Source organism: Reichenbachiella agarivorans (assembly GCF_025502585.1).
Classification (GTDB): domain Bacteria; phylum Bacteroidota; class Bacteroidia; order Cytophagales; family Cyclobacteriaceae; genus Reichenbachiella; species Reichenbachiella agarivorans.
The window spans coordinates 83,658-109,030 of record NZ_CP106679.1 but is presented as its reverse complement, the minus strand read 5'-3'; the positions used below and the strand labels follow the sequence as shown (position 1 = coordinate 109,030).

Genomic DNA, 25,373 nt, shown 5'->3' with positions numbered 1-25,373 from the left:
TTTTTATTTTGAGAGTTTGGTTTTCAAGAGTTCAAACCCAATTCGATACGCATCCATCATATGTGCAAAAATGCCAGTGAATTTGAAATAACACTCTCTATATACATATGACATGGCTATGGTTGTAAAAAAAACGATCGAAAGAGCCGAAGCAAGGGCGGCACCTATGTATCCCCCAAATGGCCCCTCCATTCGAATCAGGTAATAGTTGCAAATGATATTCAATACAGTACTAGATAGCAAAGCATAGAATATTACTTTGGGTTTGCCCGCTACTTCTAGGACTGAACCAGCCTGCACACCGAGTGGCTTAAGCAGGTTTAGAATAATGAATATTTGTAAGACAGGGACAGCATCGAGGTACTTTTCTCCTGCAATTACCGTGATGCAAAATGATGGAAAGATGAATATAACTAAGATAAAAGGAGTAATGGCAGCAAGCAGCATACCTGTAGATTTCTCATACAATCTCGCTCTTTCACCTTGCACATCCTCCATGTTGATGCTGTTGGCAAACTTGGGGTACATCATGTGTGAGATAGAAGCAATGGGTATTTCTATGAAGTTGAGAAAACGCCCAGCAATGTTGTAGGTAGCTACAGCCTCGCTGGAGATGAAATAGCCTAGCATCAACTGATCGACACTTCTCGTTAGGAACGAATTGAGACCTGTGCCGAAGGTGTACTTACCGAAGTTGAATAATGTTTTAATCAAGGGCATACTAAATGCGGGTTTATCTATTCCGATTTTGATAATGACATATAAAGCAAGAGCAGATCCAATGAAAATGGATACAGCATGCAATTGAGTTAAAACAATGAGGTCAATTGTAGGGTCTAACAATACGCCCGTCAGTACCATGCCGAAGTAGGAGGTATAGCGACATATTGACAAAACAGACATTTGTTTGAAATTGGCATGTGCACTCAGGTAGTAGGTCAACTGAGAGTATGGTACGAACAAGATAGAAGCATAGCTGTAGATGCGAATCATGTCTGCCAAATCGTTGGACTTATAAGAATCACCGATTGCTCCTGCAAAAATGTACAATCCAAATGCCGATACAACCGTCAGTCCTACATTTAGAACAAGGGAGGCAGTTACTACTTCTTTTGGATTAAATCGTTCGTCCACATAGTGCTTGACAAATCCATTTTGGACAAATGCATTTCTAGCCATCTCTGTGAATGTCACAATGATCATATACAATGTATAGATTCCAAAGTCAGATTTGTCTAAGTACCTGACTAGTACAAAGTACGTAGCAAAACCAAAGAAAAAAATGGTGAATCGATTAATGAGCGAAAAGCTAGCTCGATTGATCCAATACTTGAGGTTAGACATTTAATGATGTACGGTTTAGGCTAGATAGATTGAGAAATGCAAATATGAAAAAAAATGCGAATTATACTTTTTCTCACGGTACTTACTTGACTTCTACAACAGGGATATTCTGAAATTTAATTTTAGAATCATAATAACGAAAGGATAAAATTGGATTATTTCAATAAATAACATTGATTAAGAAGGTATGTAAATGCAGTGGTGTTACAATTTATTTTAGTAGCAAGCTAGCATTCAATCTGTATTAATCAAATTATTTGTAAATATGAATCTTGTTGTCTGCGATATAGCAGGTATTCTGTTTAGTTCTTCTAAAACCTGTTCATGTCGCTTTTTTGTTGCATTTTGAGCGTGTTTTTAGATAGATATGTTTTTTGGAGTTACCTCCCTTTTTTCAATTTTTGGTTCATTGATAATCACCTCCCTATATTTAGGTATATGATTATTGTACAATGTTTATATAAACTATGATTATAATCTAAATTTGAATTTTTCTTATAAGATAAGTTTTTACAATCGAGCGAAACATCTAATTTCGTAGTACGACCAGTTAAGTATCTAGTACCTAATAGAACTATCTAATATTCTAATGAAGACGCTTAACCTTAACCTACTGGCTCTATTGAGCCTCCTGTTTGTATCTTTTTCAGTTTATAGTCAATCAGTACCTTTTCCGAGCAATCCTAATCCCAATGTCGTTGCACCATGGGGTTATACTCAAGTAGGTACCAACTGGGATACATCTCCGTATTTGCCGTTTATTTATGATTATCATGCATTCAGGTTGATGCCTCCGAATGGTGTCACTTACAACAGTGGTAATAATTCTTGGTCATTTGACGCGAATGAAAAGTATCCAATCATCCTGTTCTTTCACGGGAAGGGGGAGTCAGGTAATGACAACAATAACCAATTGAAGCATGGAGGACAGCGTCACAGAGACGCTGTATTGAGTGGAGAATTCCCTGGTTTCTTGGTCTACCCACAAAATATTAGTGCCGAAACTGTCAAATCAATCTTGGATGCGTTGATAGATACGGGTCTTCCAATTGATCAAACGAGGGTTTATATACATGGCTTGTCAAATGGAGCAAAATTTGTTTGGAATTTTGCCTTGTCATACCCTGAAGTGGCTGCAGCAGTCTTCCCAATGTCAGGGATGGTTAACGAAGATGATTTCAGTAATTATAGTTATGATGATTTGGTTTATACACCATTTAGAGTTGCTAACGGAGGTCTTGATAAGAACCCAAATCCAGTTTTTGTCAATCAGGAAGCTGCTGAATTTGCAGCTGCTGGTGGTCAGATGGAGCGTTTTTATCTCCCCGAGTTGGGACATGGTACGTGGAATGCCATGTATAATAGGAGCGATTTTTTCTCTTGGTTTCTAGAACATAAGGCTAATAAAATATATGCCAAGTTCAACTATAGTGATGTATGTCCTGAAGATGCGGTAGATGTTACTTTGGGAGTGAATCCAAGGCATAATTCCTATGAATGGAGAAAAAATGGCGTACTGATCACGGGGCAAAACCAAAACCAACTGCATGTCACGGAGTATGGTGACTACACAGTTAGAATTAATATTGATGGTACTTGGACAGAGTGGTCAGATGTCAAAACTGTAGGAGAACGACAGCCTACTCAGACACCTCCTATTGCACAGATTTCATATCAAAGTGTTATTCTTCCCGATCCTAATGGTAGTACTAGCGTAAGTTTGGGCTTACCAGACGGATATGAAGTGTACGAGTGGTACAAAGATGGTGTGTTGGCAGGTACTTCTCAGACGATTAATGCTACGCCTGGTGTTTACAGGGCACTGGTACAAGAACTTTATGGGTGCTCGAGTTTATATTCAGATCCATTTGTTATTTTTAGTAATACTGGAGTGGGAGTGCCTACTGTACCGAGCAATATATCTGTTGCTACAGAGTCCAAGACTGTACTCAATGTTGCTTGGAGTGATAACTCTTCTGACGAAACAGGCTTTGAATTGTACAGAAGGAAGGCACACACAGGTGCGTACAGTTTATTGACGGTACTGGCTGCAGGTACTACCAGCTACGTGGATACTGGTTTGGAGGCAGGGACTGAATATTCATATTCTTTGAGAGCAATCAATGAGAATGGTGCTTCTGTCTTGTCTACTGAAGTGTCTGCTACCACAGACCGTGATCAGATCAACCCAACAGCGCCTAAAAATCTAACGGTTGTCAGTACTACCAATTTTAGTGTAAGTCTTGAATGGGATGCCGCTACTGACGATGTTGGGGTCAAAAAATATGATATTTATCAAGATGGGGTAAAAGTACTTTCTACTACGCAGACTGCTATGACAGTTTATAACCTTGTAGAAGCAGCTATATACAAATTTCAAGTAGTAGCTGTTGATTATTCTGGTAATGAATCCGTCTTTAGCAACAGAGTAGTTGCTTCCCCTGTTTTTTCGGGTTTGAATTACAAATATTTCGAGGGCACTTGGAGCAGTCTGCCTAATTTTAATGCATTGACCCCGGTGAAGGAAGGAATATCAGATGATGTAGATATTAGCATCAGCGAAGTAAACGATCGTTTTGCTTTTTATTGGGAAGGATATATTAAAATACCCGTTGCAGGATCATATACTTTTGAGACCTACTCAGATGATGGTAGCAAGTTGTATATAGGAGACTATGATGAAAATGATTTGGTTGTAAACAACGATGGGGCACATGGCAGCCAGTATAGAGAAGGTACATATGTGTTCCCAACTGCTGGGGCATACCCAATTGTGATCACATATTTCGAGGCTACAGGGGGAAACACAATGAGGGTATATTGGAAGAATACCGCGCATGGTGTAGGATCCAGACAATTGATTCCTAGTAATGCATTTAGTGATGAAGTGTCGATTCCAACCGAAGTGGTAGTAGCACCATCAGATGTGGTAGCTACTGCTACAGCTATTGATGAGATAGCTTTGACATGGTTGGATAATAGTAGCAATGAAATATCATTTCAAATATTCAGATCAGATGGAGATGATTTGAATTATACATCACAGGCTATTTTGCCTGCTGGCACTACGCAATATACAGATACAGATTTGTTGCCAGAGACTACTTACTATTATCAAGTCGTAGCATTGGGCAACTATACAGAGTCATCAGTAGCGACTGTCAAATATGACGGGATACTGATGCAACTAGAACTGGATGACAACATAGACGATGAGTCAGGTAATTATTCCGTTTCCACCTATTATAGGACTCCTATTTTTGATTCTAATCAAATCAAACAAGGATCACATTCCTTGCATTTTCATGCGACTGCTGATTACGTCAATCTCGACAATGGGAATAAATTTATTCACAATGCATTTACAGAAAGATCAGTCGCCTTCTGGTTGTACACAGACACAACAGTAGGTATTCAAGATGTGTTCGAGGAAGGCAGCAATGTAGATGGTTATGCGATCAGAATCAACAATGGTGTTCTTGAATTTGTTGTGCAAATAAGTAATAACAAAACCATCATATCAGCACCAGTAGCTGACAAAGCATGGGTTCATGTCGCTACCAGTTTTGACAATGGTCATATGTCACTCTATTTGGATGGTGTTTTGATGGCCGAAAATCTGAATATTGGATATACCACGGTAAATGCCCACTCTAATGGTGCAGGTCTAGGAGCTACTAATAGCAACAATGCCTTTGATTCTAATAACAACAACTTCAATGGTTGGATTGACGATTTCTTCATGTTTGGTACGACTATCGATGGTTCGGTAATCAATTCTCTGATCAAAAGAGCCGATACTAGATCTAGAGCGACGACTTTTTCATTGCCCAAAGCGACGGATGCGCCTTCTAATGTGACGGTCACGCCTATCAATAGTAAGTCTATGAAAGTTACTTGGGGAGGTGTAGGAGCAGCTGCATACGAAGTGTTGAGGTCTGTTGATGATGATCAAAATTTCCAATTGGTGGCAGTATTAGAGCCAACAGTTCAGGAATTTACTGATGTGAATCTCAATCCGCGTAGAACCTATTTTTATGCTGTCAGATCCCTGAGTGTGCAAGGGTATTCTGATTTGTCACTTATTAAGTCAGCAACTACACCTAACAGTGTACCTGCGGTGATGACAGATATTCCAGACTTTAGTATTTTCTATGAGGATGAAATCAATCTTGTGGTATCGGCAGAGGATTTTGATGGAGATCCGTTGACGTTTGAAGCAGTTAATTTCCCCAGTTTTGCCTCTCTCATATCTCAAGACGGTAATACAATTACTTTGAATATTGCACCAGAAGCGATCAATGAAGGGGCATATAGTCAACTGGGAGTGAAGGCGATGGATGCATTTGGAGGAGAAAGTGCTGTAGTCTATTTTGATCTTCAGGTGATTAGCAATTATGACCCTGTCATCGACGAGGTTGAAACTTCCTACGAGATGTTTGGAGCCCAATCATTGACCATCCCATTCATTGCCAGTGATTTGAATGGTGATAATTTGAGCTGGATTGTGACAGGCTTACCTGAGTTTGCTACGACCGAATCAAGCGAAGATGGACTGGGTATGTCAATTGTATTTAGTCCTAGTTTGTCTACTGATGGTGGGCATTATTTTATCAATGTCCGTGTAGAAGATGACAATGCAGTTCGTACAGGTTTTGATGAGCAAGTGATTGAATTGACTGTTGTTCCATTCGACCCAAACCACAAGGTGTACATTAATTTTGGTAGTCAATCTGTAGCTCCATCGCCATGGAACAACCTAATGGTAACCACTCCTACCGCAGGAGTAACACTGACCGACATCAAAAATGATCAAGGGTTTGTGATGAGCAATATGTCTGTAATACTAGAAACCACTTGGAATGGCTCAGGAGTGAGTGGAGGTATGCCTACGGGAGTCTATGAAGATGAAGCTAGAATGTCTTATTTCTGGAGTAATAGTGGTCCTGAATACCTTAGAATTACGGGGCTTGACGTCAATGCTGTATATAATTTTGATTTTTTTGGAAGTAGGAATTCAGGAGGTGATCGTACGACAGTATTTGGAATTGGATCAGAGACTTCTCAAGTACAGACGTCATATAATACAGACCAGATAGCTCGGTTGGAGGGTATATCTCCTGATGTTAATGGAGAAATAAGAGTGAGTGTTAATAATATCACCTATGCTGGTGGATTTAGCATTGCCTATTTGAACACCCTGATCGTTGAGGCAGTGAGTTTCTCAGGAATAGTTCCATTTGCTCCATCAGACCTACAATTGTCGCTGGAGGGAGGAGTCACTTTGGATTGGACAGATCATGCCTACAATGAGACTGGATTTGAAGTGTTTAGATCTATCGGTAATGAAGATAATTATGAATTAATCGCGACCGTCTCGACCCCTACTTACACTGATACCAACCTGAGTTTGCAGGATCAATACTATAAGGTACGCGCAGTAAATGATTTTGGCAATTCTGCTTTCAGTGGTTCAGTACATTATGAATACTCGAATCGTGAACCATTGATCCAAGGGTATTATGACATAAGCATAGAAGCAGGATTGTCAAGAACAATTAGCTTTTCTGTGACAGATCCAGAAGGCGATGATATGAGTGTTGACGTACTTAATCTACCTGCATTCGCTACATTCGAAATGATTGATGCCAACAATGGAAATATAGTTTTTGATGCTACAGTTTATGATTTGGGTACATACACTATTGAAATTGAAGCCATTGATATTAACAATAACAGGGCATCAGTAACTTTTGTGGCTTCTGTCACGGAGTTTGTATATGAAACAGCATTGATCAATTTTAGTATTAACTCAAGTTATGCGGTACCCGCTCCTTGGAACAATATGATTGGCACACCGTCTGCCAACCTCAGCATTAGCAATATCAGTACTACATCTGGAGTCAATACTGGATATGCATTGAGGTTATCTAATAGTTGGGCGGGAGGTAATAATAGTGGAATAAATACAGGCAATAACTCTGGGGTATATCCTGATTTAGCAATGGCTTCATATTTTGCCGATAATACGACCAACAATAAGGACTTTGTTTTGAGCGGATTGGATGTTGATAAAGTATATGATTTGGTTTTCTTTGGTAGTAGAGGAGATATTTCTGATACCCGAATCACCCAATATACTGTGGGTAGCACTACTGTTGATCTGAATGCTACCAACAATTCTACCTCTGTAGCAGAGATCAAAGGATTGAAACCAGATGCGGCTGGACAAATTGTATTTACGGTGAAAAAACCAGCTAGTTCTCCTTGGAAGTATATCAATGCCATGGAGATTCGATTCTATGAAATGCCTGATTATCCAGAAGCACCTTCTAATTTGACTGCACAAGCGGAATCAAAACAAGCCATCAGATTGAATTGGAATGACAACAGTAGCAATGAAGATGGATTTGAGCTATATAGGTCTACGAGTAGTTCTGGTCCATGGACACTCATATCTACACTACCTGCTGGAGTGAATCAATATATTGATCAGGGATTGAGCACCAATACTGGTTACTTTTATAAAGCAAGGGCTTTTAATGATGTGAGTCCTTCATTGTACTCCAATGTAGTAGAAGAGTATACTTATTCCTACTATGTTTACTTAAACATCGGTGATGAAAATTCTATAGCACCTGCACCCTGGAACAATACAGCCCAAGTTCCCTTCGTAGGTAATGTTACGAGCGATTTGAAGAATGATTCTGGTAACAATACAGGAATTAGTATGACAGTAGTTGCAAATTCTTTTTCTACTACCTTCAATACTTCTGGTAGCCAAGGATCAGTAACTGGTGATAATTCTGGAGTTTATCCTGATGTAGTACTTCAGTCGTATTATTGGATAGAGCAAGCAGAAGTTGCTTCGGTAAAATTCTCTAATCTTGCTTTGAATCAGCAATATGACGTGATTTTCTTTGCTAGTCGTGCTGCTACATACAGAGGGACACAATTTACAATAGGAGAAAAATCTGTCTCTTTGAATGCCTCATTTAATACTACTGAGACGGCAATGATTTCGGATGTGGTTTCTGATGAAATAGGTAATATGACTATTGATATGAGAACTATGACAGGGACAAATCTGGCATATGTCAATGCAATTGTTTTGAAAGTTTCAAATGCATTTGGGGGGAATGTTGAAGCTCTAGCAAGAGAACGAGAGGATGTAGAGTTGAAAGAAGAATTGGAAGTCTATCAGGAAGCTATAGTCGCGTATCCTAATCCTTTTGAAAGTGAAATCAACCTCAAGGTAAATGTATCAGAAAATAAAATGTCTCGCATCAATATCTATAATCAAATGGGGCAGGTTGTCTATACGAAAAGTGAAGCCATGCTAGAGGGTATTAACGAACTCAACATCAATACAAGTTCACTCACATCTGGAATGTATTTTCTACAAATTCAAAATGAAGATGACAAGATCGAAACGATCAAACTAGTTAAAAAATAAAAAGAAACAGCCCACCCAAAAAGTGGGCTGTAATTTTAACCATGCCTAAATTTTATCCACTTATTGTATTTATTGTTTTTGGTGCTTTTTTGATACCAAATCTGATTGAAATAACTGTAGGTCAAGAGCACTTTCCATTTTCTAATAATCCGATGTTTGGTCACTATGTGACTACACAGGATACAACGGTGACCTTTGATTTTGTTATTGCTAGTTCAAACAATGAAATGAAGCCCATTGACTATCCCAAATATGGTTTATGGGAGGTCAAGTTAAAGCGATATTATTTTAGCAACGTGTATGGTTCATCAGAACCAGGATCTCCACAGGGTTATTTTGAAGGAGGGGTAGAAGGTTTCGAACAAAGAAATGAGGCGTTTTTTCTTAAATTGAGTGATTTAATTCTTGCCAAGAATTCAGATACAGAGGGTATTTATCTTTTGATGGACTGGTTGACTCCATCAGAACGTGCATTTAAGATTGATACATTGGGCTATTATGATGTTGAATCTAGATCATTTAATTCTCTATGATTTTGAGCAAGATCAATAGCCTTTATCTTCAACTGTTCAGAAGGACAGACAAGCCATATATTCCCTTACTCCGAATTTTTCTGGTTTTAATCAGCCTCAAGGAGTTGATCACTGTTAGTCATAAGTTCAGAGCATATTTTTCCGAGCCTGTATTGTTTTATAGATCCGATGCTTTGACAGATGCTTTGTATGCTTTGTTTTCAAGCTATCCTACCCAGTTCTTTTATCTGTTTGTGATAGTGGGTTGTTTTGCAGCATTGGGTTTGATGACTAGATGGACTCTTTCTATATATGCGTTGACATATCTGATGGTCATTTACTTTGATACGAGCACGGGTATTTACAACCATGAAACTGGACTATCTGTTCAAATCTTGTTGGTACTATCGATGGCACCTGGGATTAAAAACTTCTCTTTAGACAACTTGATTAAAAATCGATTTCAGTTTAATTCTTGGTTGAAAATTGAGTCGTACAATGACTGGGGGCTTAAGCTGATAATGCTGTTAATTGTATTAGGGTATTTTACGGCGGGAGTATCCAAAATAAGATATGGTACATTCAATTGGATGGACGGAGAAACGTTGTCCTATTATTTATCTGGCCAAGCTTCATTCTTAAACCCAGTCGCTCAAAAATTTATTCCTGTTTCTGAATCTGTGGATTGGAAAGGTACGAATGGGATCGTTGCGTATACCTATGGCAACTTTCAATCAAAGCCTCAGTTAATAGAATGGACAAAAATATTATCCAAAAGTGATTGGCTGATGTCGTTGCTTAGTGTTGTGACAATATTGTTTGAATTAGGAGCTCTGGGTATTTTGTTTTGGAAGCCGTATAGAGTGTTTTTTCTTTTGTCAGCCGTAGGCTTTCATTTTTCAATTAGACTTTTTATGGGCTTAGGATTCTTAGATTATCAAGTGATATGTCTTTGCCTCGTAGATTGGCCCTATCTATATTCATATCTAACCAACCTGATTAAATGGATCAAACAAAAAATGACTTTTTAGGAGGCATACATTATTTTAGAGGAATTGCGATTTTGCTGATAGTATCAAGTCATCTACTGTATGCTGACTTGGAATCTAATTTTTACTTTTTTACAAGTGCAGTTTACTTGAACTCTACCATATTTTATGTGTTCATTTCTGGCTATTTGTTCCAGCATTTGGCTTACAAATTTGATTATAAAAAATATCTCAAAAGAAAATGGCTCAACGTAATGTTGCCTTATTTGATAGTCTCTATTCCAGCTTTGACACTTAGATGGTATAGCGGACCGTCATATTTGGCTCTTCAAAGTTGGCCTGATATAGGAGAGTCTAATGCGTGGTGTCAACTGGCCTTTTATCTTGCTACAGGGTCGCATTTGTTACCGCTTTGGTATTTGCCTATGATAGCGATCTTTTTTGTGTTGGGACCAATTTTTAAATTATGGGATGACAGCCCAAGAATGTATTGGTTACTGCCTCTGCTCTTGGTTGTTTCTTTGTTGTTCCCTCGCAACTTGGAGAACATGAATGACATTCCAAGGATGTTTGTTCACTTTGCGTCGATATATGTACTAGGAATGTGGTATAGCCGCAATCTTGAAATGGTACGTCAATGGGTCTCCAAGTATATAGTAGTAGTGAGTTTGGGTTTACTTGTCCTTTTTGTTTTCTGTCTGTATGAATTCCCATGGAGACACCAGTTCATATTTGTACAGAAGGTCGTAGCTATACCAGTTTTGATGCATTTTTTGGACAGGATCAAGGGTAGTTTTTGGAAAGACTTGTGTAGTCGGCTTGCTGAAACAAGTTTTGGCATTTACTTCATCCATTTTTATGTCATTTTGGGTGTGAGAGTAATTATGAATAGAATTCTACATAGTGAGTACCCAAGGTTTTGGTATGAGTGGTTGATCGAATGGGGTGTGGTGGTAATCATTTCTTATGTATTCGTGATGATAGTAAAAATGATATTTAAAAATAAGAGTAGATACTTAATCGGTAGTTAAATGAAACGTCTTTTTAATTGGGAATTAAGTCCCACACAATTAATGGTTCTTGAGTTAGCAGTAATAACTGTTTTTGCATGCGTGCCTTTATTTGTCAATGTTCCATTCAGAGATAATATTTATTTGACATGGGAGGGAGCTTATAGGATGTATCAAGGACAAATGCCCTTTGTGGATTTTGGTTTACCGATGGGGTATGCCTTTTGGCTGATGCCAGCACTCTCATTCAAACTGTTTGGGCCATATTTCTTTTCACTGATCAAGATTCAAGTGGTGATCAACATCGTATCTGGGCTAGCATTCATGTCGATTCTGAGATCTTTTACCAAGAACTATGGACTGATCGCTGCATCTACTTTCTTGTATGTGGTTTCATATTCATTCTTCAATTATTGGCCATGGTACAATCATACAGTCATAGTATTTGAGTTTGTAGCTTTTGCCTTATTGTTATCGGTGTTAAAACAAGATGATAGCCGAGGCTGGATGAGTATCGTTTTGATTGTATTGTCTGCTTTATTTGCTTTCCTTTCATTCTTCACGAAACAGGATGGCGGTGCTTTTGCTGTACTGATTTCAGGTCTTTTGCTACTATATTATACTGTAATATCAAGACAATGGATACCGATCGTGGTTTATGGATTGTCTTTCGCTACGATAGCATGTGCCTTTATTTTGCCTTTGGTGCCGCATGAATTTGGTTATTGGTTCAACTATGGACAGGAGCCTCATTATTCTCGTGTCAATGTTCTGGATTTGCTCGGTGTGATTTTTGGAGATTCTAGTTTTATTAAGTTTTACCTTTTGCTGATTGTATTGATCGTAATGTTCAAGTTTAGCCAAGGGACGAGCTGGGTTAAGAATAAAAATGAAGGGCTGTTTTTGTTGCTTACATTAGGCGTGTTGGGACAGGCTTCAGTATTGCAAGTGACGAGTTATGTGCCAGTAGATGGCAACATCTACTTTCATAGTTTTATGTTCTATTACATTTTATCAAATATCAAGGTTGATGTCAATTTTAGTAAGGTCAAGTTTCTTTTACCTTTGGTCGTATTGATATTCGTATGGTGGTCTGGGGTATATTGGAAATACGCAGGTCGAATTTTTTCCAACTTACTCGCGCCAAAGGAGACAAGTAAGAATGTGGTTTCGATGAGCTCATATACCAATGTAGCAGATACGACAGTATTGGATAAATCTAATTGGTCTATTAGTCCTGAGAAGGCGTTTGATAAAATCAAATTGCCGCCAGAATGTATTGACGCCATCGAGCGATTGAAACAATGGAAGGTCACAAGTGGAATTGAGAACCCCAAGGTGTTGAATATGTCAGAGTTGACGCCTTTGGCAGATATTATGGGCTTTGAACTGGAAAAGGGGATGCCTTTGTGGTATCATCTCAATGTTGCCATGTTTGATAGAGAATTAAAGAAGATCGAGAGTAGAATTAGCAATGACTATTATGATATGGTGATCTTCGAGTTTATCCCACAGTTGAATAATTTTTATCCATTTTCAACAAGAGAATTACTTTCGAAAGAGTATCAGTTATTATTTACATTTCAGGCTCCTCGTGAATACACAACAGAGTTTATAGAAGTTTATGTCAAAAAAGATTAGAAGAACAAAACTATCCAACTGGACACGCTTCCCTGTGATTGAAGCCGAATTGACAGAACCTGCTTTTTGTGATGACGTCATAAAGGAAATTGACAAGAAGGAGCGAGTGATTGCTAGAGGTAATGGTCGATGCTATGGTGATGCTTCTCTCAACGTGCAGGTATTGTCTACACTCAAACTAAATAAGATTCTTGCTTTTGATCCTATGACAGGGATCATCGAGGTACAGAGTGGGATTTTACTGTCTGATATATTGGACTTTATTGTCCCAAAGGGATGGTTTCTACCTGTGACACCTGGGACGAAATTTATCACAGTAGGAGGAGCGATTGCATCCAATGTACATGGCAAAAATCACCACAAGGAGGGGTCATTTTCAAATTTTGTAGAGTCGTTTGAGTTGTTGCAAGCAGATCATACTATCGTGGAGGTCTGTGCTCAAGACAATCCTGAATTGTTTGATTTGACACATGGAGGAATGGGTTTGACTGGTGTGGTACTGTCTGCCAAAATCCGTCTCAAGAAAATAGATAATGCACTCATAGATACATTGAACATCAAAGCGTCCAATTTGGAGGAGGTTTTCGAGTTGTTTCAAAAGCACAAGGACTACACATACTCTGTAGCCTGGATAGACTGCTATCAAAAAGGGTCGTCTATAGGCCGCAGCGTATTGATGCTGGGAGAGCATGCTAGCAAGGAGCAGGTAAATGGCAAAGAATCACCCAAGGCACATACATCTTCACCCAAGCCGAAATTGAAGATGCCGATGGATTTGCCCAACTGGGCATTGAATGGTTTTACCATTCGGTTATTCAATTTTTTGTACTATCATAAACAATGGAAGAAGCAATCCAAGAAGTTGGTACATTATGAGGGATTTTTCTACCCATTAGACTCGATTTTAGAATGGAATAAACTCTATGGGAGAAGGGGCTTTATTCAATATCAGTTTGTACTACCTCTGGAAGGTAGTATCGAAGGATTGAAAGTGATGCTGGACATGATTAGGACGAGTGGTTATGGTTCTTTTTTGGCTGTTTTGAAGTTGTTTGGAGCTAAGGATAATGAGTTTTCTTTTCCTATGGAAGGATATACACTGGCTTTGGATTTTCCTATCAAAGATGGGCTTTTTGAGTTTTTGGATCTGATGGATGAGCAAGTGATCAAATATGGAGGTAGAATTTATTTGTCCAAGGACGCGAGAATGTCCCGATCTACTTTTGAAACTACCTACCCTCAGCTGCCAGAGGTGAAATCAGTATTGAAGAAGTATAACCTAGGAGGAAAATTTGAATCGCAGTTGAGTAAAAGACTGGGGTTAACAGAATAGAGATGAAAAAAAAGATATTGATATTAGGAGGAACCTCAGATATGGCAATGGCCATTGGCCAAGTGTATGCTCGGGAGGGTCATGATTTGGTAATGGCGGGACGAAAAGTTGAAAGATTGCTTCCATATCAGGAAGATATCAAATTGAAGTGTGCCGTGGAGGTTGAATTGATGGAGTTTGATGCAGAGGATATATCTTCTCATGAGGTCTTTGTCCAAGAGGCATGTTTGACTAAACTTGATCTGGCAGTTTGCGTGTTTGGTTATTTGGGAGATCAATCCATAGCAGAGCAAGACTGGAAGGAGTGTGAGAGGATTATACACTGCAATTACACGGGAGCTGTCTCTATCCTCAATCGTATCGCTGAAAAATTCTTGATACAAGGATCTGGCACTATCATAGGTATTAGTTCGGTGGCTGGAGATAGAGGTAGATCTAGCAATTATCTCTATGGCAGTGCCAAGGCTGGTTTTACAGTCTATTTGGATGGATTACGCAATAGACTGTATCATTCAGGATTGCATGTGATGACAGTGAAGCCGGGCTTTGTAGCTACTAAAATGACTGGGCATTTGGATTTACCTCCTGCATTGACTTCATCGCCTGAGCAGGTAGCCGAGGTTATTTATAAAGCTCAGCTAAGGAAAAAGAATACGATCTACGTGAGTTTTGTATGGAGATGGATCATGTTGATCATTCGTAGCATACCAGAGCAGATTTTTAAGAAACTAAAGATGTAAAAAAGGGGGAGCTTAGGCTCCCCCTTTTTTATTGTTGTAGAATAGGATCTCGTATTCAGTTGATGTAAACCTTTTGAATTAACTCTTGTTTGTTGTCAATAATAACTTTGACAAAATACAATCCACTTGTCATTGTAGAGGGAATGTCCATAGAGAAAGTTTGTTCGGTAGATTGTCTTCTTAAATATTCCTTGCCAGATGCGTCTATCATGATCATAGTTGTAGACTTAGAAGAATGTTTACCTAAGTCAATATGCAATGATATGTGTTCATCGTTTACTGGATTGGGGTAGACTTTAACACCATCTAGGTTACTCTTAGTTGACAAGACGATATACTCTCCAGTTAATTTAAGCGATTTTTCACCTAGTTCGTCAGTAATGTGAATCAATTGCTCGGAAAACTCTCCAATGCCATTAGGTGAAAATTTCACATAGACGGTAGTATTGATGGAATTGATGTGATCCATATCAATATACAATGTATCGATATCTTCAAAATTATCAGGGTCAGTTGAGATACTGAAGTTGTCTGGAACGGGAATTTTAATATTGCTTCTCAAATACGAACCAGTCAGAGTATAATTTTTGATCTCATTAGAATTGAGTGGAAAATCAATTGATTGTTCATTGAAAGTGACGGAGGGGATCGTGTACTCAAATGCTCCTATGTCACAGGCAGCGTTGTAATCCCTAGCATAGCCATCAAAATCAGCAACCATATTTGCGAATGGAGAACAATCACCCAAGTCTAATGCCAATGTAGATTCAGTAGTTAGCCTATAGTTGTAGTTGTCTGGATCGACAAACTTGAGTGACGAGAGATCTGTGGTGTAGATGTTGTTTTGGTCGTTTTCCTCATTCCAAGCAAACTCTATTTTGTACCTGTAAGCAGGATCATCTGTACACTGTTTACAATTGTTTGGGGTGTAGTGCACAATGTTGTTGTAGAATTGATTGGAAGGAATCGTGAAAGAGGCAGGCAAGATAGATAGCCCTGTAAAAGTAGCCTGTAAAAAGGTGTTGTTATAGATGATGTATTTAGAGTCAGGACTCGTGAGTTTAGCAAAAACAGAAAGTGCAGTGAGCGAATTATATGAAATATTGTTGTACATTTCCAATCCATCCCCATTGATAAAATAGGCTGTTCCAGAACCGTTCAATGCGATGTTGTTATACATAACTGCCTTGGTGCCAGGGTTGATTTGAAAACCTGCTTGGTCGTTATTGTTCAACAATAATCCATAGTCTTCTACTCTGTTGTTATAGATTCTTGCTTGCCCGATTACACTACCTACTTGAATCCCATCCCATCCATTATTTTTGACTATACAATTGTACACTTCTACATCTAGCACAGACTGTTCTTCTACATTTTCGGTACACCCTGTACCAGGCACGGTGATGTTGTAATGAGAGTCACCTATGTAGAAACCTTCGTATTTGGTACCATCCACATATATGTCATGCACACTTACTCTTTCGTTGGGGTAGTTCCCACTTCTTAAACTTCGTTCGTCTCGGCAATCAGGGTCATTTTTTAGATCGAGTCCGTGATTTCCACTGTCATAGATTTCGATGTGATCTACTTCATAGTTGATAGATACGTGGTTGAGGCGAATACCATTTTGTCCTCCATTTACACGGATACCATAAAAGGTACTTGGATCGCCCGTTCCAGTGATGTGTACATCATTGCTATTCCAGAAGTCCATTCCATCTTGACTGTCTATGGCATTAATAATGACTTTTCCTCCACAGTTTTTGATGATAATAGGCTCTTCTTTTGTACCCAAAAGATTGTAAAAATCGAGATAGCCAGGGTATGTGCCAGCTTTGATACAGATCACATCACCTGGTTTTACGTCAGTAATGTTGTTTTTTTCGGCGTAAGTAATTGGACAATCCACACCAGGATTGGCACAAAATGCCTGTCCGTTGGCCTTGGGTTCGATCGTATGATCGCACCCACAGTCTTGGGCATAGAGTCCATGACTCAGGATAATGAGTAATAGTAGTACAGGTAGGGGTTTCATAGTTATAGATTAATTGGTTTAAAAAAAGATTAATTATTTCTTTCTATCATAGGCTGCTTGTATATGCTTTTAAGTCAGTATTGTGGGCGAAGATACAACTGTTGAATCTTCTTCTGTATTGTTTTTTAGTTTGGAAATCAGCTTGGCAGGAACTCCTCCTACCAGAGTATAAGGCGCAACATCTTTGGTTACCACAGCTCCTGTAGCAATGACCGCTCCTTTTCCTATTCTTACGCCTTTGAGTATAGTGGCTTTGGATGCCACCCAAACGTCATCCTCTATGATGATTGTTTCACCTTCTACATCAGTAAAATGATCATGAATATCGTGAAAACTACTATCCATGATCAGTGTATAAGGAGATATTCTGCAATTGTCCCCGATTTCTATTCTGTTTTGTGCGGTGATATGGGAGCCGTTGATTCTACTGTTGCTACCTATGATGAGTTGACCTTTTTTACCAGTAAACAATTTGGTTTGCTCAATATTGGACCAGATTCTCACATCGTCACCGAGGATTATTTTGCCACTGCTTTTTATTTTTGGTCTTCCATTGACACTGACGAATTTACCTATCTGACTACAGTTTCTTAGGTAATATTTGGCCATTACAATTCTCCATACACCAGCTACTGCATTGAAAAACAAGCTAATTGTACTGTGGTCTGGATTGTCTTTCCTGTATTGTAGCCACTTATTCTTAACCTTTGAAAACATAATTTTTATTTAAGTGCCATAGATAACCTCGCCATAAATTCTTGAATTGGGCTGTTTTGCCAGAAGATAAATATTTGATTGAAGACTTTGGTAGGGCAAAGAACGAATAAAACAACACACTCAATACAGTATTAAAAGGACTAAAATTTCGTTTCTGAAAAAGTAGTCTATTTCTACTCATGTAGTAAACTTTGAGTGGACTGTCTATACCCACACTGATTGATTGTTTGTGAATAATATTTGTCTCCCCAAAGAAGTAGATTTTGTATCCAGCTCTTTTGATGGCCATGCTCCAGTCATGCTCTTCGTAGTACAAGAAGTATTCTTCGTACATCGAACCTACCTCTGAGATGACTTTGGCAGGTACAATCATTGCTGCACCATGTGGGAGATCGGTGGGGTAATTTTTGTCGTATTGACCGTGGTCTTCTTCTAAATACCCTATTCTTTTTCCTCTCCCTGTGATTCCATTGATATCTAAAGACCCAGCATATTGTATTTTTCCATTTGGGAATACAATCTTTGGAGAGACCATTCCTGCTTCTGGGTGGGTCTCCATGAACATGACGAGTTTGTCAATAAAGTCTCTAGGTAATAATGTGTCGTTATTTAGAAAGATAAGATACTTTCCTTTTGCTTTGGCCACACCCAAATTATTTCCTCCTGCAAAACCTAGATTTTTTTCACTTACAATAAGACTTAGATTGGAGTACCTGTTTTCAACCGAAGGGTCTATGTTTCGCTTGGAACCATTGTCTACTAGCAATGTTTCAAAATTGTGATAATCTGATTGATACAATGATTCTAAAAATAATTCGGTTTCCTCGGGTTCGTTGTAGTTGACAGATATGACAGAAACAAGTGGTTGTGTGGTTGACATTAGTTATACTGCTTTGTGTTCGGTGTGTATGAATTTCTTGTTGGCACCCTTTATTTTGAACAGGATGAGGAGCATAGATATAAATAGTTTGGGCAGCATCAGAATCGAAACGACCAGCTTTTTGTTATAAAGGTCTTTGGGAATAGCAATCATCATCGAAACAGCATTGAGTGCCCACAATAGGATCCAAATGGTGTAAGAAATATTCAAGTAATTGCGTAGAACAATCGCTAGTAGAGTAAAGATGGTAAGCAGACCTAGATTGATCAGCCTTGGCAACTGGATGTTTCTCCAGACAGTACTGTGGAAGTAGACAATATTGCCTTTTAGCAAACCCAAGAAGCCTTTGCCCAAGTATCTCAATAGATACACATATTGACTAGAAATCCATCGTGTTCTTTGTTTTTGGAAGTTGCCGTGATCGTCTGTTTTTTGATCTAGTACTTTGGCTTCTTTGTAGTAATGAACTTTGACACCCTGTTCGAGTAGTCTAAACTCTAATTCTCGATCAAAACCACCAATGCTATCCATCTGTGAAATGGTCTGTTGGAAGATATTTCTTTCAAAAATCATCCCTGACCCACTCAACGAAACTGAGAAACCCGTTGCTTCAGCTCCTTGACGGTATATATGGTTATTGATAGACTCGCTGATTCCATCTAGTATAGCCAAATCCGTATTGATGTTTTTCGGCCAGCGTTGAGTTTGTACTGCAGCTTGTGGTGCAGTCTGTAGATAGAGGTTGACTTTGGACAGGTAGTCAGTTTCCATTACGTTGTCTGCATCCAAGATCACTATGTAGTCATAATCATCAGGAAGTTCATTGATGGTGAGTTTCAATGACTTGACCTTGGTGCTTTTCTCAAAAGAGACTTCTTGTATGATTATCGGGTACTGGACAAGTTTTTCAATCGTTGAGGATTGAAATGAATCCGCTATCACTATTAGATCAAAGTTGTTTTTTGGGTAATTGATTTCAAGGTTTTTTTCTACAGAATTGAGAATGACATGATCTTCTTTGTACCCAGGGATGAGTACTGCAAATTTCTTATAAGCACTGGGAAGCTTCGACACTTTCTTAGGTTGGTAGAATAATCCACCAATTGAAAAGAAGACTGAGTAGCTAACAAAGTAGATAAAATAACTAATAAGAAGTATTTCTATTAAAAACATAGTGATTAAACCTTTTCTGATTGAATAAGTGCAGGTATGGTCATGAGCATGAGTTTGAAATCAAACAGGAGTGAATTCTTCCTAACATATATCCTGTCCAGCATGATTCGTTCTTCTGCTGACATTTCAGCTTTGCCTCTTTTCATTGTTTGCCAGAGTCCTGTGATGCCTGCAGGCCCTAAAAAGCGTTCTGCGTGATTGTCTGTGGTGAGTAGTTTGGCCTCATAGAGTGGGAGTGGGCGATTGCCCACGATGGACATGTCTCCTTTTAAAACATTGAAGAGCTGCGGAATCTCATCCAAGCTGCTGTTTCTGAGGAAGTCACCAATCCGCGTAACTCTAGGGTCATTCTTGATTTTGACAAATTGATTGCCATCCTGATACTGATTGGAGGTCTCTTTTAGTTTTTCGAGTTGCGTATCAGCATCTACTTGCATAGATCTGAATTTGTAGAAATTAAACACTTTGTAGTTTGTGCCTGCTCGTCGAGAGACGTAGAAAATTGGCCCCTTAGATTCCAATTTGATGGCAATCGCTACTAAAATCAATATTGGAGAGAACAAGAGTAAGGCCGTACCTGCAACAGCTATATCGAATGATCTCTTTAGAAAATACATTTTGTAGACTTTGTCCTTTTTGAGGATTGCGTCTTGTCTAGAAAAACCAGCAGCTTTGAGTCTTTTATAGAATTTTATCCTAGGTATGAGTGATTTAAACTTAATAGGCTCGTGGAAGTACTCGTCAGCGCCTATAGACCATGCTTGTTGTTTGACTTTTTTGTTCAATTGATTGGAAAAAACAATGACGGGCACGGTTTTGAAACCACTTTTTTTCTTCACCTCATCAAATTTGATTTTTGAGAGATCAGCTAAAAGAGAGTCGTGTATCAAGATTACCTCAGGAAGGGTATGGAAATGCCTGCTCCAGTCCTTTAGCAAAGAAATGAACTTCTCAATGTTTTGTCCATCGATCAACTGGTACTTACTATCAAGTATGTTTTGGATATTCGACAATAATTCTGACCCCAGATAGACAATAATCGGTTGGTTCAGATCTTCCTGAATATTGACCGTAACTATCTGATCATCGGACTTGGCATCCAACACCTCTGTGCTAATAAAATCACTCACTTATGCTTGTGTTTCTGTGGTTGTCAAATTAGTCACATCCTCCAGCATCCGTACGAGCCCGTCTGGGCAAAATGGCTTTTGGGCATAGGCACTGTAATTGACCGATACAGGGTAGTTGGTTACTTCATGCTCAGGAATACCTGACATATAGACCAAAGGGATATGTTCGTAGAGACCATTGAGCTTGAGAAATTGTCCAAATTCTAATCCGCTCATATCAGACATGGCAATATCTGACACGATCACATTAGGAATATTTTTCCCTTCTGACAGCCAATTGATGGCGTCAATCGCACTATGAAATGAGTGTACCGTAAAATTCTGTTCAAGAATTTTAGTTGTAAGACGACACATGATTTTGTTATCATCTACGAGCAATACAGACTTTTTCTTGGTTGGGCGGTTTTTTAGTAGATACATGGTTAAGTTTTAGTATGATGAAAATTACTGACTTTGTTCAGGAATCACCATAACTGGTTGTACTAAGCTGTCAATTTATTTTTCTCTTTCTCACACTGCTAGCTGAAGAAATGTGATTGGATTGAAAGAAAAGCTGTCTACTTCTCGATAGCCGCTTAATAGTAACTTACGTCATCATCATAATATCAAATTTAATAGAATATGTTTACTTACAAACCTTATCAGGGTTTAAAAATTATGTGTTTTGAGTAGAAAAAATGCAGATTAGTAAGGAATGAATATTAAATCTTGATTTAGTTCTATTATGAGTATTTCCTAAGTGATATTACTTATTTGGAAGAGCACCCAAGTAGTTTTCCATTAAGTATAATATGCTGTTTTTTGACATGCTCTAATCAGTAAAAATACATGTGCGTACTAATGAAACGATTATTTTTATATATTACGCTCATCCTCTATTGGTACGATTCAATATTGTTAATCCCGTTTCTGTTTTGCATGATGATTATTAGACTTTTGTGCTGTGTATTGTGTTTCATGGTGCTGCATTCACCTACTGTAAGGGCACAAATTTCGGTAGTTGATCTGAACCTAAATGAGGGGATTGAGACATGGTATAATCAAACCATCGGTAGAGAACATACACCAATTGCAGAGGGGACATATTACAAAATCCAAAGTCAGACAGTTTTGGAGCATCAGTTTTTTGAATCTGCTGCGTGGAAGGAAGGGTTTTTAATTATTGAAAATCAATCTTTTAATGATATAAGGATGCTCTACAATACCTTTCAAGATTTGTTGATTGTAGACAATAGTGGTATGTACCGATCGAGTTATCCAGCGCTACAACCCAATCAAAAGAAAATCACGCAGTTTACCATTGGAGAGAGTCTTTTTTTGAATTTGCAAAGTCAAGAACCGCCATACGGAAAGGGATTTTATCAAGTGGTGTATCAAGGTGATCAAATTCGTCTGTTGGCCAAACGAATCAAAACAAGCAGTGTCGGGCCACAGTCTGTAGAGTATGATGAAGCGGATATCTTGTTTATACAAGTTGGGTCCAGCTATTATAAGTTCAGAAATAAGAAAAGCCTGTACGATATATTTCCAGCTCATAAAAATGACATCAAAAAATTCATTAAATCCAATTTGACATACATGAACCTCAAGGATGAGACAGATTTGGCTACTGTATTGGATTACTGTGAAAGCTTAGTACCGTCCCTATGAAATATTTATCAATACTTGCATTCTTGATTGTGTGTGGGACTGTCAATGGTCAAAGTGTGAATGCCATTGCGAGCCAATCCCAAGATTCTACCTTGCTTCAGAATGTGATTCGCGACATAGAGCAGCATACTCAATTGCAATTTTTTTACAAGGATCAATGGGTGAGTCACGTGTATGTACATGGATCTATAGACTACAGTGGTGATGTCATGTCACAGTTTGATGCACTCCTCTCTCAGACAGCCATTACCTATTATAGGCAAAGAGATCAGGTCATCTTGTTGTACAATGTAGAAATCATCACAACGCCGTTGATTACGCAAAGACAAGATGCTGGTGAGCCTACCGATCTGGAAGAAGTGTTTTTCACCAGAGAGCAAAAGGCAAAAGGTCTGGGGCTGGAGGAAACACTGATTACCATTGGGAATAGAAAGCAATATGAACCAAACAAGCGCAGTGTTGTAGCTGGGTATGTTCGTGAGATCGGAACGGACAAGCCTGTACCTGATGCATATGTGTACATCGAGAGTCCTTTCGTAGGAACTACTACCGATGAGGAGGGTTTTTTCTCTCTCAATGTACCGAATGGGAAACGAAATATTTTAATCCAATCGGTCAATATGAAAAATACCTACAGACGTCTGATGGTCTATTCGGACGGGAGACTGGACGTTGATATGGAGGTGGATGTCATCGCATTGAATGCCGTGACCGTTAGCGCCGAAAGAGAAGCCAATACCAAAAGTCCTCAAATGGGGATGACCAAAATTAGTCCAGAAAGCCTGAAAATTGTTCCAGCATTGCTTGGTGAGAAGGACATGGTGAGAGTAGCGACCACTACAGCTGGTGTTCAATATTTGGGCGAAGGATCAGCAGGTATCAACATCCGAGGAGGAAAAGCCGATCAAAATCTGTTCTTGTTTGATGGTACGCCAGTTTACAATACCAATCACTTCTTTGGCTTCTTTTCTGTATTCAATTCAGACGCGTTGTCTGGAATGGAATTGTACAAAAGTGCTATTCCAGCAGAATTTGGTGGACGCCTCTCATCAGTTTTTGACATTTCATCCAAAGAACCCAATCAAGAAAAAATAAGTGGTGTCGCTGGGATTGGTCCTGTCACTTCCAAGATCATGCTCGAAGGTCCTACTTTTAAAAATGGACCGACATTTATGGTTGGGGGGCGTGCAACCTATTCGGATTATGTGATCAACAAGATCAAAGATTCTCCACTCAAGAATAATGAAGTGACTTTTTATGATCTCGTCGGAAAGCTCGACTATGAGATCAATGATAAAAACACGGTTACATTGAGTGGTTACTACAGTTTTGATCGCTTCCAATTGACTTCTGACACGTTGTTGTCATACACTGATTTTTCTTATGCTAATAAATTGTTGTCATCGAATTGGCGGCATGTATTTAGTTCTAAATTGTTGGCAGATTTCAATGTAGGGATTAGCCATTATGATTATGATATTGGCTATGATGTATTGCCTACCCAAGCATTTAGGATCGATTATGGGGTGAAGGAAAATCATGCTTCTGCCAAATTTGATTATTATGTCAATGAGAAGTTGAATTACAAATTTGGGACGGAGGTCAAGCATACGCAAGTGGTGCCTGGTGTCAAAAATCCAACCGGAAGTGAATCACTGATCGAAAAGGACGAAGTGGGGCAGGAGCAATCATTGGAAATCGCACCTTACTTTTCTGCGTTGTATAGTCCCAATGACCGGATATCGGTCGAGGGAGGTATCAGGTATTCAATCTTCAATGTGTTGGGCCCTGGGCAGGTCAACAGGTATACCGAAGGTGAGCCTGTGGATATAGATTTTATCAGCAAAGTGGATAACTATGACAAGAATGAGATCATAGAGACCTATCATGGACCAGAGTTTAGGTTGTCGTCTCGTTACTCACTTAATGAGACTAATTCGGTCAAGGCAAGCTACAATAGAACAAGACAAAATATTCACTTGTTGTTAAACTCTGCATCGATTGCTCCTACGGATATGTGGAGATTGTCCAATGCACATATCAAACCTCAGATAGCTGATCAGGTTTCCGTTGGGTATTACCGCAACTTCTATGGTAAGCACATGGTAGAGGCTTCTGCGGAGCTGTATTACAAGCACATTCAAAACCTTTTGGATTTTAAAGTTGGTGCTGATTTACAATTCAACAAAAACATCGAAACTGATTTGCTGCAAGGCAAGGGCAGATCCTATGGTTTGGAATTGTCACTCAAGAAAACATCTGGTTGGTTGACTGGTTGGATCAATTATACTTATTCTCGCTCGTTGATCCAGTTGGATGGAGATTTTCCAGATGAGGTCATCAATGGAGGCGAGTATTTCCCTACAGGGTATGACAAACCGCATTACATCAATTCTGTGACTAATTATAAATTTACCCGAAGGTTGACAATGACTTTGAATGTGGTCTATGCTACTGGAGTACCTGTGACCTACCCGACTGGTAAGTATAATTTTCAGGGTTCTGAGAGTCTACTGTACTCGGATAGAAATGCCTATCGTATTCCCGATTACTTCCGGATGGATTTGGGAATCAATATAGAAGGGAATCATAAAATCAAGAAGTTAGCACATTCTTTTTGGTCATTCTCGATTTACAATTTGCTAGGCCGAGACAATGTTTATTCGGTATTTTTCAAAGTAGAGGATGGAGAGGTCAAAGGGTATAAGATGACAGTTTTCCCAACACCTATTCCTACCATCACCTATAATTTTACTTTCTAAG

16 protein-coding genes are annotated in these 25,373 nt (G+C 38.9%); 9 read left to right on the top strand and 7 right to left on the bottom strand.

The features are described 5' to 3' along the window. Positions 1-3 precede the first annotated feature (3 nt). Positions 4-1,344 (bottom strand): flippase, encoded by a 1,341-nt coding sequence (locus tag N6H18_RS00390; RefSeq protein ID WP_262309868.1) that lies wholly within the window; start codon positions 1,342-1,344, stop codon positions 4-6. A gap of 589 nt (positions 1,345-1,933) precedes the next feature. Here N6H18_RS00390 and N6H18_RS00385 point away from each other — a divergent pair. From N6H18_RS00385 to N6H18_RS00355, 7 genes are read left to right on the top strand one after another with little or no spacing between them, the layout of a single operon-like run. Beyond that, positions 1,934-8,800: a fibronectin type III domain-containing protein gene (locus tag N6H18_RS00385; RefSeq protein WP_262309867.1), complete on the top strand. Its 6,867-nt coding sequence runs from the start codon at positions 1,934-1,936 to the stop codon at positions 8,798-8,800. Between the two features lie 41 nt (positions 8,801-8,841). After that, positions 8,842-9,333: a hypothetical protein gene (locus N6H18_RS00380; protein WP_262309866.1), complete on the top strand. Its 492-nt coding sequence runs from the start codon at positions 8,842-8,844 to the stop codon at positions 9,331-9,333. Positions 9,334-9,335: 2 nt separating this feature from the next. Next, the gene (locus N6H18_RS00375) at positions 9,336-10,343 is read left to right on the top strand and encodes an HTTM domain-containing protein (RefSeq protein WP_262309865.1); all 1,008 of its coding nucleotides are present in this window, start codon (positions 9,336-9,338) and stop codon (positions 10,341-10,343) included. Beyond that, a complete protein-coding gene (locus tag N6H18_RS00370) occupies positions 10,316-11,332 on the top strand; it encodes an acyltransferase family protein (RefSeq protein ID WP_262309864.1) in 1,017 nt (338 codons plus the stop codon). Before N6H18_RS00375 ends, N6H18_RS00370 begins: the two co-directional genes overlap by 28 nt. Continuing rightward, positions 11,333-12,952, top strand: a complete 1,620-nt coding sequence (locus tag N6H18_RS00365; RefSeq protein ID WP_262309863.1) for a hypothetical protein — start codon at positions 11,333-11,335, stop codon at positions 12,950-12,952. Next, positions 12,936-14,285, top strand: coding sequence for an FAD-binding oxidoreductase (locus tag N6H18_RS00360; protein WP_262309862.1), 1,350 nt, complete (start codon positions 12,936-12,938; stop codon positions 14,283-14,285). Before N6H18_RS00365 ends, N6H18_RS00360 begins: the two co-directional genes overlap by 17 nt. A gap of 2 nt (positions 14,286-14,287) precedes the next feature. Next, complete coding sequence (locus tag N6H18_RS00355; RefSeq protein WP_262309861.1) at positions 14,288-15,025, top strand: SDR family oxidoreductase; 738 nt, start codon at positions 14,288-14,290, stop codon at positions 15,023-15,025. Positions 15,026-15,080: 55 nt separating this feature from the next. Here N6H18_RS00355 and N6H18_RS00350 read toward each other — a convergent pair whose 3' ends face one another. The 6 genes from N6H18_RS00350 to N6H18_RS00325 all read right to left on the bottom strand — a co-directional run bounded on the left by N6H18_RS00350 (position 15,081) and on the right by N6H18_RS00325 (position 21,380). Next, positions 15,081-17,060, bottom strand: coding sequence for a T9SS type A sorting domain-containing protein (locus N6H18_RS00350; protein ID WP_262309860.1), 1,980 nt, complete (start codon positions 17,058-17,060; stop codon positions 15,081-15,083). Positions 17,061-17,129: 69 nt separating this feature from the next. After that, on the bottom strand, positions 17,130-17,777 hold the full coding sequence (locus N6H18_RS00345) for an acyltransferase (RefSeq protein ID WP_262309859.1): 648 nt from the start codon (positions 17,775-17,777) through the stop codon (positions 17,130-17,132). Beyond that, positions 17,761-18,657 (bottom strand): glycosyltransferase family 2 protein, encoded by an 897-nt coding sequence (locus N6H18_RS00340; protein WP_262309858.1) that lies wholly within the window; start codon positions 18,655-18,657, stop codon positions 17,761-17,763. Before N6H18_RS00340 ends, N6H18_RS00345 begins: the two co-directional genes overlap by 17 nt. Positions 18,658-18,660: 3 nt before the next feature. After that, a complete protein-coding gene (locus tag N6H18_RS00335) occupies positions 18,661-19,731 on the bottom strand; it encodes a glycosyltransferase (RefSeq protein WP_262309857.1) in 1,071 nt (356 codons plus the stop codon). Positions 19,732-19,835: 104 nt separating this feature from the next. Next, positions 19,836-20,960, bottom strand: coding sequence for a sugar transferase (locus tag N6H18_RS00330; RefSeq protein WP_262309856.1), 1,125 nt, complete (start codon positions 20,958-20,960; stop codon positions 19,836-19,838). Next, complete coding sequence (locus N6H18_RS00325) at positions 20,961-21,380, bottom strand: response regulator (RefSeq protein WP_262309855.1); 420 nt, start codon at positions 21,378-21,380, stop codon at positions 20,961-20,963. It lies immediately after the preceding gene. A 498-nt stretch (positions 21,381-21,878) separates the two neighbouring features. Between N6H18_RS00325 and N6H18_RS00320 the strand changes: the two genes are divergently transcribed. Beyond that, a complete protein-coding gene (locus N6H18_RS00320) occupies positions 21,879-22,610 on the top strand; it encodes a hypothetical protein (protein WP_262309854.1) in 732 nt (243 codons plus the stop codon). Beyond that, positions 22,607-25,372 carry a TonB-dependent receptor gene (locus N6H18_RS00315; protein WP_262309853.1) on the top strand — a complete coding sequence of 922 codons (2,766 nt, stop codon included), beginning with the start codon at positions 22,607-22,609 and terminating at the stop codon, positions 25,370-25,372. Before N6H18_RS00320 ends, N6H18_RS00315 begins: the two co-directional genes overlap by 4 nt. Position 25,373: the final 1 nt, after the last annotated feature.

What these genes read in the sequence shown, in the direction of transcription:
- N6H18_RS00390 (WP_262309868.1), bottom strand. Translation starts at nt 1,344, where the DNA reads ATGTCTAACCTCAAGTATTGGATCAATCGAGCTAGCTTTTCGCTCATT.
- N6H18_RS00385 (WP_262309867.1), top strand. Translation starts at nt 1,934, where the DNA reads ATGAAGACGCTTAACCTTAACCTACTGGCTCTATTGAGCCTCCTGTTT.
- N6H18_RS00380 (WP_262309866.1), top strand. Translation starts at nt 8,842, where the DNA reads ATGCCTAAATTTTATCCACTTATTGTATTTATTGTTTTTGGTGCTTTT.
- N6H18_RS00370 (WP_262309864.1), top strand. Translation starts at nt 10,316, where the DNA reads ATGGATCAAACAAAAAATGACTTTTTAGGAGGCATACATTATTTTAGA.
- N6H18_RS00365 (WP_262309863.1), top strand. Translation starts at nt 11,333, where the DNA reads ATGAAACGTCTTTTTAATTGGGAATTAAGTCCCACACAATTAATGGTT.
- N6H18_RS00360 (WP_262309862.1), top strand. Translation starts at nt 12,936, where the DNA reads ATGTCAAAAAAGATTAGAAGAACAAAACTATCCAACTGGACACGCTTC.
- N6H18_RS00355 (WP_262309861.1), top strand. Translation starts at nt 14,288, where the DNA reads ATGAAAAAAAAGATATTGATATTAGGAGGAACCTCAGATATGGCAATG.
- N6H18_RS00350 (WP_262309860.1), bottom strand. Translation starts at nt 17,060, where the DNA reads ATGAAACCCCTACCTGTACTACTATTACTCATTATCCTGAGTCATGGA.
- N6H18_RS00345 (WP_262309859.1), bottom strand. Translation starts at nt 17,777, where the DNA reads ATGTTTTCAAAGGTTAAGAATAAGTGGCTACAATACAGGAAAGACAAT.
- N6H18_RS00340 (WP_262309858.1), bottom strand. Translation starts at nt 18,657, where the DNA reads ATGTCAACCACACAACCACTTGTTTCTGTCATATCTGTCAACTACAAC.
- N6H18_RS00325 (WP_262309855.1), bottom strand. Translation starts at nt 21,380, where the DNA reads ATGTATCTACTAAAAAACCGCCCAACCAAGAAAAAGTCTGTATTGCTC.
- N6H18_RS00320 (WP_262309854.1), top strand. Translation starts at nt 21,879, where the DNA reads ATGATGATTATTAGACTTTTGTGCTGTGTATTGTGTTTCATGGTGCTG.
- N6H18_RS00315 (WP_262309853.1), top strand. Translation starts at nt 22,607, where the DNA reads ATGAAATATTTATCAATACTTGCATTCTTGATTGTGTGTGGGACTGTC.